This window comes from Streptomyces sp. NPDC005925 (assembly GCF_040638805.1).
Taxonomy (GTDB): Bacteria; Actinomycetota; Actinomycetes; order Streptomycetales; family Streptomycetaceae; genus Streptomyces.
Map to the genome: position 1 here is coordinate 30,664 of NZ_JBEXVL010000010.1, position 11,514 is coordinate 42,177.

The window sequence follows — 11,514 nt, forward strand, 5'->3', positions numbered from 1 at the left end:
ACGAATGCTTCGGGGTCCCGGATACGGGGAAGCCTACGAAGCGGCCGGCCGTCAGCAACGATACCGGCACACCGGGCGGCCCTCGCGGGACGGGGGGACGGCCGGCAGGTAGCGTCTGGGAGGAGCCGGTCCGGGAACGCCCTCGGGACGCGACGCGTTCTCGGAATGACGACCCCGGTCGCGGCCCCCGCAAGCCGGCGCGGCCACCCGCCACCGCCACAACCGCAGGACCGCCCCGGCCCGGTCGCCGCCGCCCGGTCGTCCGTACCGCCCGCCGTATCGCCCGTCCCATCGCCATCCGTACCGATCAGTCGTGGTTCACCACATCACCGAGGGAAAGACGCTTACTTGATGCCGGACCGCAGCCCGCGACTCCTCACGTTCCCCCGGCCGTCCGCGTACGCCGGGGGGCGCAGCGGCGTTCTCCTGCGGGAGCGTCCCGCCTCGCCCCCGGACGCGCCTTCGGGCGGGGAGAACGGCGACGAGCAGGGCCGGGCCCCGGAGGACAACCCGTTCGCCCCGCCGCCGGAGGGCACGCCCGACCGCCCCTGGCAGCCCCGGCGCCCGTCGGACGGCGGCGAGGGCGGCGACGGTTCCCGGGGCGGCCGCAACCCCTGGGGGCGGCAGTGGAGCGACCGCCAGCCCCGCCGTTCGGGCGGTGGCTTCGGCGAGCGTCCGGGCGCACCCGGTTCCGGTTCCGGTCAGGACGGTCCGGGGGGCGGATCCACACCGGGCCCGCGCTGGGACCCCACGGACCCCGTCCAGCGGCACGCCCGCTTCTCGCTGCTGTGCGGCATGTGGGCCTTCTTCTTCGCCCTGTTCAGCTGGCCGTACGTGGCGCTGCTGCTCGGTGCGCTGGCCCTGCACTGGGGCATCAGCGCGCTGCGCGCCAAGCCACGCGCGTCGGCGCCGTCCGACCCGGACGAGGCGACCCCGGCGCCCGCGACCGCACCGGCCCCGGAGCAGACCGGCCGGCCGCAGACGACGGCCGCGATCAGTGGCCTGGTCATGGCGTCCCTGTCACTCGTCCTGGTCGCCGCGTCGTTCACGGCGCAGCTGGTCTACGACGAGTACTACACCTGCACGAACGACGCCCTCACGCAGCAGTCGAGAGACGCCTGCAGGGACCTGCTCCCGAAGGAACTGCGCGGGTTCCTGGGGACGAGCGACTGAGACGACGCCGGTCGCGGGACCTCGGCGGCGGGTGATCACAGGGCCTGGCCGTCCTGACCCAGCTGTTCGCCGGTGACCACACCGTCCCGGCGGGTGAGGTCCGGTGATCCGTCCGAGGGCTGGTACCCGTCCGGGTCAGGGTCTGCGTACTCGTCCGGGTCAGGGCCTGCGTACTTGTCCGGGTCAGGGTTTTGGTGGCCGCCCAAGTCCGGCTGCCGTGGCGGGTCGGCCGGGTCAGGGTTCCGGTGGCAGCCCAAGTCCGGCTGCCGTGGCGGGTCGGCCGGGTCAGGGTTTTGATGGCCGCCCGGGTCCGGGTTCCGGTAACCGTCCGGGTCCCGCTGCCGTGGCGGGTCGGCCGGGAGGAAGTCGTACGGCTCGAAGGGGGCGCCGTCCCGGCCCCGCGGAGCGTAGCGGTCTTCGCCCCGGTACGACCGCCCGGGAGTCCCGGTGCCTGCCGTGCTCGTGGCGGTCCGGGTCGCGGTCCCGCGCTCCGTGCGGCGCGAGAACCGGCCGCGCAGCGACGCCCACCCCCGGCGACGCTCCTCCTCGGCTCCGGCGGCATGAGCGCCATCCGTCTCCTGCGTGACCTGCCGGGATGCGTCTGCCCCTCGGCGCCCACGCCCTCCCTCCCGGCACCGCCAGGCCCGTACCCCCAGGGCCGCGGGCAGCGCCGTCACCGTGATCCACGACAGGCCGGCGGCGCCCACCTGCCACCACACCGGCCCGAACCGGGCGAGCGCGCCGACGCCGAGCGCGCCGCCCGCGAGGGCCGCGAGCGCGGCCAGCAGGACCGCGGACAGCAGGGCGGCGAGCCCGGCCGCGAAGGCGGTTTGCCCGTGCGACCAGGCAGAGGGCCCGTGCCCCGGCCCGGTCCCGCCCGATCGTGCGCCCGGCCGCCCGCCCGTCGCCGCGCCCGCCGTGCACCAGCCCACCGTCATCCCCGCCAGCACCGGGACCGCGCAGGTCGCCCAGTTCGAGGGTGTTCCCTGGCCCGCGTCCGGTACGGCGGTCAGCAGCGGGAACGGGGGCAGCAGGGGCATCGGGGCCGAGGCGAGCGGGGTCACGGCGTGGCCGGTGCCGAGGAGGAAGCCGGGGCCGAGTGCGTATGCCGCCGCCCACACCGCCGCGTTCGGCGCCAGTGCCAGTCCCAGCAGCAGGACCGCGAACCGCCCCGACCACCCCTCCGTGAGCTGCAGGAACGACGCGCGGGTCGCCCCGCCGTGCCACACCAGCGACACCACCAGCAGCAGCGCACCGGAGCCGACCAGCACCGCCGTACCGGCCGCGGCGGCGCGGACGGCGGCACCGCCGCGGCCCTCGGGGCCGAACAGCAGGGCCCGCGCGGCGGCCGGGAGCACGCCGCGTGCCCGTCCCACCGGCCCGGCCGGTCGCCCGTACGCCGTCCACACCCCGAAACCGGCCGACGCCGCGACGAGCAGCGGCAGGCACACGCAGGTCCACGGCCAGGCCGGCCGCAGCGGGCCCCCGGCCGCGTAGGACGAGGCGGCCACGGCGACGACGAGGTAGCCGAGGACGACACCCGTCCAGGCCGAGCGGGCGGGGAGCAGGGGGCCACCGTCACCGCTCTCGGTGGCGTCCCGCGCCGCACGGTGCACCAGCCACGCCGGCAGTGCCATCAGGAGAAGCGGGGTGACCCCCAGCGGGGCGGGGGCTCCGGAGAGCGTGTCCACACGGACGAGGTCGGCGCCGTGCGCCAGCAGCCACAGCGCGGCGGAGATGTGCAGCGCGCCGCCGGGGCCGCTGTCGGGGTAGGGGGAACTGATCCACAGCACCGTCACGAGCGCGGCGGACGAGCCGAGTCCCAGGCCCGCGGCGAGCACCCCGCCCAGCAGGCCCGCGACCAGGCCGGGGGAACGGTCGTGCAGGCGAGTGCGCAGCCTGGCGCGCAGGGACGGCGGCGACGGGCGGCGAGCGGTCATCTCGGTCACGCCCGCCATGCTCCCAACGCCACGCCTTTTCCCGGCGCAACAGGCGAACCCCGGATGTGTCGCTCAAAATACGTTCATGTGCTTTTTCGTGCGAAGGGGTGGCCAGTGACGCGGAGCCCCGCCACCCCGCTCCCCCCTCCCAGTGAACGCCGACGCCTGCGCGAGGCCGCTTCGCTGACGCGGACTCAGCTCGCCGCACGGCTCGGTGTCCCCCGGGACACGGTGCGCTCGTGGGAGACCGGCCGCACCAAGCCGCGCGGCCGGGAACGGGAGGCGTACGCGGAGGCGCTCGACTGTCTGGCCGCGGAGGCCGCCGAGGCCGCGGCCTCGGTGCGGGTGCCGGTACCGTACGGCGACCACCCCGAGGCCGGGGCCCCACCGGCGGAGCCGCTCACCGCCGGGCCGCCGTCTGCCGCGCCCGGGACGGACACCGCCCCGGACAGCGCCCCGGAAGTCGGTACGGAAGTCGGTACGGAGACAGGCCTGGACATCGGCCCGGACGCCGGTCCCGGTGCTGGGCCGGACATCGGCCCGGACGCCGGTCCGGAGATGGGCCCGGCAGTCCGCCGGGACGCCGGTCCGGACATCGGCCCGGGCAGCGATGATCGGGGCTTTCCGGACAGTGTCCTGTCGGCTCCCTTCTCCGACCCCCTCCCCGATGTCCTCGCACACCCCGGGCCCACCGCCCCCGACACCTGTACGGCACCCGCGCGGACGCCCGCTCAGGCCTTCGACGCGCTCTACACCTGCTGCGCCCCGTCCCTCGCACGGCAGGCCTACCTGCTGACCGGCCGCCGCGACCTGGCGCGCGAGTCGGTCGAGCGCGCCTTCCAGGTGGCCTGGGAGCGCTGGCCCGAGGTGGCCCGCGACCGCGACCCGGCGGGCTGGGTGCGCGCGACGACGTACGAGTACGCGCTGTCCCCCTGGCAGCGCTTCCGCCCCCGCCTCCGGCGCCACGGACCACCGCCCGCCGGCCCGTCGGCCCGCTCCCTCCTGGACGCCCTGCTCACCCTGCCGCGCCCGTACCGGCGCACGCTCCTGCTGTACGACGGTGTCGGCCTCGCCCTGCCCGAGACGGCGGCGGAGACGGAGGCCACCTCACCCGCGGCGGCCAACCGGCTGCTGCACGCGCGCGAGGCCGTCGCCGCCCGGCTGCCCGAGCTGTCGGACCCCGATGCGCTGCGCCACCGGCTCGCCGACCTGGCGTCGGCGGAGCGGCTGCGCGCCGCCAAACCGCAGACGGTGCGCCGGACCAGCGAACGCCGGGCCCGGTTCTGGACGCGGGCGGCCATCGCGTTCACGGCCGCACTGATCGGTACGACGGCGCTTACGCTGCGGTCGGCGCCGACACGGTACGAGCCGCCCGTACCGCCCGGTTCGACGGTGGGCGGCATCCCGCCGAGGATCGCGCCGGGCCCGCTGTCGGACGCGGAGCTGAGGCTGCGCGGCGAGCTGCGCAAGCAGCTGACGAGCGGCCCGGAGCGGCTGGTTCCGCTCCCCGGCTGAACTCCACCGGGCCTCGCACGGGCCCCCAACCCTCCCGAGCCCGCCGCGTCTCGCGCCGCACGCGGGCATGACGACGGGCCCGCCCCCACTGGGGGGACGGGCCCGTCCGTGCGTTCAGAACGCGACCGCTGGAGAGAGCGGCCGTGCGATGAAGTCGGCGGCTGGTTCAGCCGGCGAGGATCTCGCGGGCCAGCTCGGCGGTCTCGGTCGGCGTCTTGCCGACCTTCACGCCGGCGGCCTCGAGGGCCTCCTTCTTCGCGGCGGCCGTACCGGAGGAGCCGGAGACGATGGCGCCGGCGTGGCCCATGGTCTTGCCCTCGGGCGCGGTGAAGCCCGCGACGTAGCCGACGACCGGCTTGGTCACGTTCTTCGCGATGAAGTCCGCGGCCCGCTCCTCGGCGTCACCGCCGATCTCGCCGATCATGACGATCAGGTCGGTCTCGGGGTCAGCCTCGAACGCGGCGAGCGCGTCGATGTGCGTGGTGCCGATGATCGGGTCGCCACCGATGCCGACGGCGGTCGAGAAACCGATGTCACGCAGCTCGTACATCATCTGATACGTCAGCGTGCCGGACTTCGACACCAGGCCGATGCGGCCCGGCTTGGTGATGTCGCCCGGGATGATGCCGACGTTGGACTGGCCCGGCGTGATGATGCCGGGGCAGTTCGGACCGATGATGCGGGTCTTGTTGCCCTTCTTGCCGGCGTACGACCAGAAGGCGGCCGAGTCGTGCACGGCGATGCCCTCGGTGATCACGACGGCCAGCGGGATCTCGGCGTCGATGGCCTCGACGACCGCGTCCTTGGTGAACTTCTCCGGCACGAAGATGACGGAGACGTTGGCGCCGGTCTTCTCGATGGCCTCCTTGACGGTGCCGAAGACCGGTACCTCGTTGCCGTCGAAGTCCACGGACTGACCCGCCTTGCGCGGGTTGACGCCGCCCACGACGGTGGTGCCGTCGCCGAGCATGAGCCTGGTGTGCTTCATGCCGGTGGCACCGGTCATGCCCTGGACGATGACCTTGCTGTCCTTGTTGAGCCAGATAGCCATGGTGTGTTGGTGTCCTCGTCCTCAGTGCTTACTTGGCGGCGTGGGCCAGCTCGGCGGCCTTGTCGGCCGCGCCGTCCATGGTGTCGACGCGCTGGACCAGCGGGTGGTTGGCGTCGGTGAGGATCTTGCGGCCCAGCTCGGCGTTGTTGCCGTCGAGACGGACGACGAGCGGCTTCTCGACCTTCTCGCCGCGGTCCTCCAGGAGCTTCAGCGCCTGGACGATGCCGTTGGCGACCTCGTCGCAGGCGGTGATGCCGCCGAAGACGTTGACGAACACGGAGCGGACGTCCGGGTCGCCGAGAATGATCTCCAGGCCGTTCGCCATCACCTGGGCGGAGGCACCGCCACCGATGTCCAGGAAGTTGGCGGGCTTGACGTTGCCGTGCTTCTCACCGGCGTACGCGACGACGTCCAGGGTGCTCATGACGAGACCCGCGCCGTTGCCGATGATGCCGACCTCGCCGTCGAGCTTGACGTAGTTGAGGTTCTTCTCCTTGGCGGCGGCCTCGAGCGGGTTCGCCGCGGCCTTGTCGTGGAGGGCCTCGAAGTCGGGGTGGCGGAACTCGGCGTTGTCGTCCAGCGACACCTTGCCGTCCAGGGCGATGACGTCGCCGGAGGCGACCTTGGCCAGCGGGTTCACCTCGACCAGGAGGGCGTCCTCCTTGATGAAGGTGTCCCACAGCCGGACCAGGACGTCGGCGACCTTGCCGGCCACCTCGGCCGGGAACTTGGCCGCGGCCACGATCTCCTGGGCCTTCGCCGTGTCCACACCGTCGGTGGCGTCGATCGCGATCTTCGCGACGGCCTCCGGACGGTTGGCGGCCACCTCCTCGATGTCCACGCCGCCCTCGACGGAGGCAATGGCGAGGAAGGTGCGGTTGGCACGGTCGAGGAGGAAGGAGACGTAGTACTCCTCCAGGATCTCCGGTGCCGTCTCGGCGATCATCACCTTGTGGACCGTGTGGCCCTTGATGTCCATGCCGAGGATGTCCGTCGCCCGTGCGACGGCCTCGTCCGGGGTGCCGGCGAGCTTCACGCCACCGGCCTTGCCACGCCCGCCGACCTTCACCTGGGCCTTGACGACGGACTTGCCACCGAGACGCTCAGTGGCTGCGCGGGCCGCCTCAGGCGTGTCGATGACTTCACCGGCCAGCACCGGTACATCGTGCTTGGCGAAGAGGTCCCTCGCCTGGTACTCGAACAGGTCCACGCGCTTCCGTCCCTATCAGTGATCTCGCGGTTCGTTGTCTGCGTGGGCGTGCCGCGAGGGCAACGTGACGTCCGCCGTCTGTTCAGTCAGTCAGTCACAAGGGAGGCGCACACGGTGTCCGAGGGCGCGGCATGTCCGTCTCGCAGGTTATCGCCGCCAGTGGAACGCTTCTCAATCGCATGTCACACCTGAGCGGTGATACCTGTCACATGATGTCGGAATCACTGGCACACCGTGCCGTGAAAGAGAGGCCTCACCGGGCTGGGGTTGACCCGGTGAGGCTCCCGGACAACCCCGGGGAACGGCGAACACGCCGGTCACCGGGGTGCGGTGCGACCGGTCCCCACCTCAGGGGGGCCGGCCCGCACCTCCCGCGAGGGCTTCGGCCGGACGGACCGACGGCTTTCGGCCGTCCGGGTCCCGCCACCCTCACGGAGCCGAGCGCCCGCCCCGGCCTTGACGCCGGGACGGACGAAGAGGGGGAGGGTGCCCCGGCCGGCGGCGCCGGGACACCCGGCGCTCATCAGATGCCGTACGGGGTGCCGTGCGCGGTGCCGATGGCGGTGTCGTACGCGGTACCGGGAGTGGTGTCGTACGCGGTACCGGGAGTGATGTCGTACGCGGTACCGGGGGTGGAGTCGTACGCGGTGTCGTAGGCGGCGCCGAAGGTGTCGTACGCCGTACCGGACGGGGTGTCGTACGCGGCGCCGGACGGAGTGGCGTACGGCGAGCCGTACTGGAGGTCCGTCGTGTGAGCGGGCGCGTCCTGCACGTAGCCGTGCACGTCCTGGGTGAAGCCCTGGAGGTTCTGGGCGTAGCCCAGCGTGTAGTGGGCGTAGGCAGGGGTGATCGACTCGGTGAGACCCTCGGTGAAGGACTCGGCCCGACCCGTGACGCCGTACGCGAAACCGGTCGCGCTGTCGCCGACGCCGTACGCGAACGGCTCCGCCATGTCGGTGGCGGTGTCCGCCAAGGGCTGTGCGGCATGGGCGACGCCGTACGCGAACGGCTCCGTCTCACCCACGACACCCTCGGCGAAACCGCCCGTCCGCCCGGTGACGTCGTAGGCCACCGTCGTCATGGACCCCACGGTGTGGTCCGCGAACGCCCGCACGTCGCCGGTGACGCCGTACACCTGCCCGCTCGCGTCGGCGACGGCCTGCCGGGCGACGGCGACGGTGCCGGTGACGTGGCCCGGCACGGCGGACACGGACGCCCGGGCCGTACCCGCGGTCCTGTCCGCCTCGCCCCCGACGGAATCCAGGGCGTCGGAGAGACGGGACTCGACACGCGCGACCGTGGTCTGCGCGGTGCCGGTGACGTCCCTGGCCGCGAGCCGGGTGGTGGTGGTCGTGTCGGCGGCCGTGCCGTCGGCGAGTGCGAACATCTGGTCGGCACTGGCGGGCGTGACACGCTCGGCGCCACGCACCTGCGCGTGCACGGCCGGGCGGGCGCCGTGCAGCTTCGTCTGGGCGGCGGCCAGGGCCTTTTCCAGCTCGGGCGCGAAGGCGGCCAGCGGGCCGAAGAGGTAGTCGACCGTGCCCTGCGGCCAGTCCGGAACGGTGTCGGAGACCGCTTGAGCGGTGACACCGGTCACCTGGCCGGTGATGCCGGTCGCCCTGCCGGTGACGCCGCCCGCCTGGCCGGTGATGCCGGTCGCCCGGCCGGTGACGTCCGTGTCGGCGCTCACACCGATGCCGGCGTCGGCGGCGGCGCGGGCGGCCGCGGCACCCTGAACGGCCTCCGCGCCGCGGACCTTCGACGCCTGAGAGACGGTGACCTTCGCGTCGACGTAACGGCGGGCCTGCTCGGCGGCGTCCGCGGCGGTCGACGTGGCCGTGCCGGTGACGCCCTCGACGGTCCGGGTCGCGCCGCCGACGGTGCCCCGTGCGTCGGCGGTGTCGTCGACGGTGCGGGACGCGTGGCCGGACACGCCGGACACGGTGTCCTGCACGCCGGAGACGACGCCGGTGACCGTGTCGGAGACGGTGCCGGTGATGACGCCGAGGAGGCCGCCGGCGTCCGGGGCGGTCGCGGCGGCCTCAGTGGTGTGGTCCAGCACGGAGAGGGAGGAGGGCGGCAGTTCGTCGGCGGTGGCGGTGGCGGAGCCCAGCGCCCACGCGCCGGTGACGCCGGCGGCTATGACGATGGAGCGGCGGATGTTCTTGTTCATACGTGCGTCAGTTCCTTGGTTCACGGTGCCGGTGCTCGTGAGAGCTCCGGGACTCTGAAGGCTTGAGGACATTTCCGGGCCGAGGGCCTGGCGGACCGACGTGGCGTACGGCGGTCGCGGCCCCGGCGGGCTGTCGTCCGGCGATGGGGTCCGGACGGGCGGGCAGACCTGATCCACCCCCGCGCGGCAGGTCTACGGCGAGGTGGGGGCCTGTCTCTAGGCGGGGAAGACGGGAATGTCCCGGTACCGGTCCCGGGTCTCGGCCGCGTCCACGCGCGCGGCGGCACCCGGCACGAGCACCAGCGGCGCCCGGTGAACCGGGGTGAGGGCGGGCGCGTCGCCGTACCGCGAACCGGCTTGGTCGGTGGCGGCACGGTTGCCCAGCATCCCGTCCGGCTCACCGCCGGGAGGCTGCTGGAAGGGCGCGGGCGGTGCGGCGTGCGCGTCGGGCGCGGGCCGCTGCCCGTGCGTCCCGCGCCAGATGGCGGGCGCCGGGGCTGCCTGGGGGCACGAACCGCGTGTCGTGCCGGTGCCGTCCGACGTGCCGGTGGAGGAGGCGCGGCCCTCGCTCCCGTCGGCGGATGCCTGGTCGGCGGGACCGCCGGGAGCCGGGGTGTCGGTGGCCGGGGCGGGCAGGGGCAGCGGAAGGAACGGCAGGTGCGCGAACGGGGGCAGCCCGGGCAGCGTCGAGTGCGACGGCATGGTGTCCGCATCGTCCGGCATGCCGCCCAGGCTCCCGCCGAGCAGATCCTGGATGCGCTCGCTGCCCCACTCGAGACCGTCGGTGACGCGCTGGGCCCGGTCACGCAGACCTCGGGTCACGGGCGTGATGCCGCCGCCGAGGCCGTCGGTCAGGGCAGCGGTCCGGTCTTCTGCCCGGTGCCCGGCGGGCGGCTCCGCCGACGCGACGGCACCGGTCGCCCGCGTCGCGGGGCTCACGGCCCCACCCGCCGCGGAACCGTCAGCCGAACCGATTGCCGACTCGGCTTCCGGACCCGCTGTCGGACCGGCTTGCGCGCTCGCCACCGCCGACGGCACACTCTCCGCCGCCTGTGCCCGCTGCCCGCACAGCAGCCCGAGCGCGAACACACCGCCCGCCAGCAGCACCACGTGGAGCGCACGCCGCCCGGCCACTGCGCGCAGGACGCGGGCGGTGGCTCCGAACAGGGCTGCCGACCAGACCAAGAGGGGGACATTCCTCCCGTACGGCGAAACGGTTGACGTGTCACGAGCGGTGACTGCGCGCCGAATCCTCGCATGCGACTCCTGCGGTTGTGCAAGACCCGCGTTACGGATGACGGCTCATGTCTGTTTTGCCGCCCCGAGCTCGCTGTCCGGTACCGGCAGCGGCCGCTTCTCGATCGCCGCCGCCATCACCTCCGGGAACAGGTCCGGCGTACAGGCGAAGGCCGGGGCGCCCAGTGCGGCGAGCGCCGCCGCGTGCTCCCGGTCGTACGCGGGCGTCCCCTCGTCCGACAGCGCGAGCAGCGTCACGAACTGCACCCCCGACGCCTTCATCGCCGCCACCCGCTTCAGCATCTCGTCCCGGATGCCCCCTTCGTAGAGGTCGCTGATCAGCACGACCACCGTGTCCGCGGGCCGGGTGATCCGCGACTGGCAGTAGGCCAGCGCCCGGTTGATGTCCGTACCGCCGCCGAGCCGAGTGCCGAACAGGACGTCCACGGGGTCGTCCAGTTGGTCGGTGAGGTCCACGACCGCCGTGTCGAACACGACGAGCCGCGTACTGACCGACCGCATGGACGCGAGCACCGCCCCGAACACCGACGCGTACACGACTGACGCCGCCATCGAACCCGACTGGTCGACGCAGAGGACGACGTCCTTCTTCACGGACCGCGACGCCCGCCGGTGGCCGACGAGCCGTTCCGCAACGACCGTGCCGTACTCCGGGAGGTAGTGCTTGAGGTTCGCGGCGATCGTGCGGTTCCAGTCGATGTCGTGATGGCGGGGCCGACCGGTACGGGCGCTGCGGTCGAGCGCGCCGGTGAGCGTGGCCCGGGTGCGGGTGGCGAGCCGCCGCTCCAGGTCCTCGACCACCTTGCGCACGACCGTCCGTGCCGTCTCCCTCGTCGTGTCCGGCATCGCCTTGTTCAGCGACAGGAGCGTGCCGACGAGGTGCACGTCGGCCTCCACCGCCTCCAGCATCTCCGGTTCGAGCAACAGCGTGGCGAGCCCGAGCCGGTCGATGGCGTCGCGCTGCATGACCTGCACGACGGACGAGGGGAAGTACGTGCGGATGTCACCGAGCCAGCGCGCCACCGACGGCGCCGACGCCCCGAGCCCCGCCGCACGCTCCCGGCCCGCCCGCGGTGTCCCGCTCTTACCGTAGAGCGCGGCCAGCGCCCCGTCCATCGCCGCGTCCCGCCCCGACAACGCATGCTCCGTACCGTCGGCGGCCTCGCCCCCCAGCACCAGCCTCCACCGCCGAAGC

Annotated in this window: 8 protein-coding genes; 2 read left to right on the forward strand and 6 right to left on the reverse strand. The window is 73.7% G+C overall.

Annotated features, from left to right (window positions below; genetic code table 11):
• The first annotated feature begins 351 nt into the window (after positions 1-351).
• Positions 352-1,173, forward strand: a complete 822-nt coding sequence (locus tag ABZ354_RS14735) for a hypothetical protein (protein ID WP_358656637.1) — start codon at positions 352-354, stop codon at positions 1,171-1,173.
• 35 nt (positions 1,174-1,208) lie between these two features.
• Here the strand turns inward: ABZ354_RS14735 and ABZ354_RS14740 are convergent, their stop codons facing one another.
• Positions 1,209-3,131 (reverse strand): DUF6350 family protein, encoded by a 1,923-nt coding sequence (locus tag ABZ354_RS14740; RefSeq protein ID WP_358656639.1) that lies wholly within the window; start codon positions 3,129-3,131, stop codon positions 1,209-1,211.
• A 96-nt stretch (positions 3,132-3,227) separates the two neighbouring features.
• Here ABZ354_RS14740 and ABZ354_RS14745 point away from each other — a divergent pair, with 96 nt between their 5' ends.
• Positions 3,228-4,628: a helix-turn-helix domain-containing protein gene (locus ABZ354_RS14745; RefSeq protein ID WP_358656641.1), complete on the forward strand. Its 1,401-nt coding sequence runs from the start codon at positions 3,228-3,230 to the stop codon at positions 4,626-4,628.
• 166 nt (positions 4,629-4,794) lie between these two features.
• Here the strand turns inward: ABZ354_RS14745 and sucD are convergent, their stop codons facing one another.
• The 5 genes from sucD to ABZ354_RS14770 all read right to left on the reverse strand — a co-directional run bounded on the left by sucD (position 4,795) and on the right by ABZ354_RS14770 (position 11,498).
• Positions 4,795-5,679, reverse strand: coding sequence for a succinate--CoA ligase subunit alpha (gene sucD / locus ABZ354_RS14750; protein ID WP_358656643.1), 885 nt, complete (start codon positions 5,677-5,679; stop codon positions 4,795-4,797).
• A 28-nt stretch (positions 5,680-5,707) separates the two neighbouring features.
• Positions 5,708-6,889: an ADP-forming succinate--CoA ligase subunit beta gene (sucC, locus tag ABZ354_RS14755; RefSeq protein ID WP_358656645.1), complete on the reverse strand. Its 1,182-nt coding sequence runs from the start codon at positions 6,887-6,889 to the stop codon at positions 5,708-5,710.
• Between the two features lie 523 nt (positions 6,890-7,412).
• Positions 7,413-9,062, reverse strand: a complete 1,650-nt coding sequence (locus ABZ354_RS14760) for a hypothetical protein (protein ID WP_358656647.1) — start codon at positions 9,060-9,062, stop codon at positions 7,413-7,415.
• Between the two features lie 216 nt (positions 9,063-9,278).
• On the reverse strand, positions 9,279-10,247 hold the full coding sequence (locus ABZ354_RS14765; protein WP_358656649.1) for a hypothetical protein: 969 nt from the start codon (positions 10,245-10,247) through the stop codon (positions 9,279-9,281).
• Positions 10,248-10,364: 117 nt separating this feature from the next.
• Positions 10,365-11,498 (reverse strand): VWA domain-containing protein, encoded by a 1,134-nt coding sequence (locus ABZ354_RS14770; RefSeq protein ID WP_358656900.1) that lies wholly within the window; start codon positions 11,496-11,498, stop codon positions 10,365-10,367.
• Positions 11,499-11,514 lie beyond the last annotated feature (16 nt).

What these genes read in the sequence shown, in the direction of transcription:
- ABZ354_RS14735 (WP_358656637.1), top strand. Translation starts at nt 352, where the DNA reads ATGCCGGACCGCAGCCCGCGACTCCTCACGTTCCCCCGGCCGTCCGCG.
- ABZ354_RS14740 (WP_358656639.1), bottom strand. Translation starts at nt 3,131, where the DNA reads ATGGCGGGCGTGACCGAGATGACCGCTCGCCGCCCGTCGCCGCCGTCC.
- sucD (WP_358656643.1), bottom strand. Translation starts at nt 5,679, where the DNA reads ATGGCTATCTGGCTCAACAAGGACAGCAAGGTCATCGTCCAGGGCATG.
- ABZ354_RS14760 (WP_358656647.1), bottom strand. Translation starts at nt 9,062, where the DNA reads ATGAACAAGAACATCCGCCGCTCCATCGTCATAGCCGCCGGCGTCACC.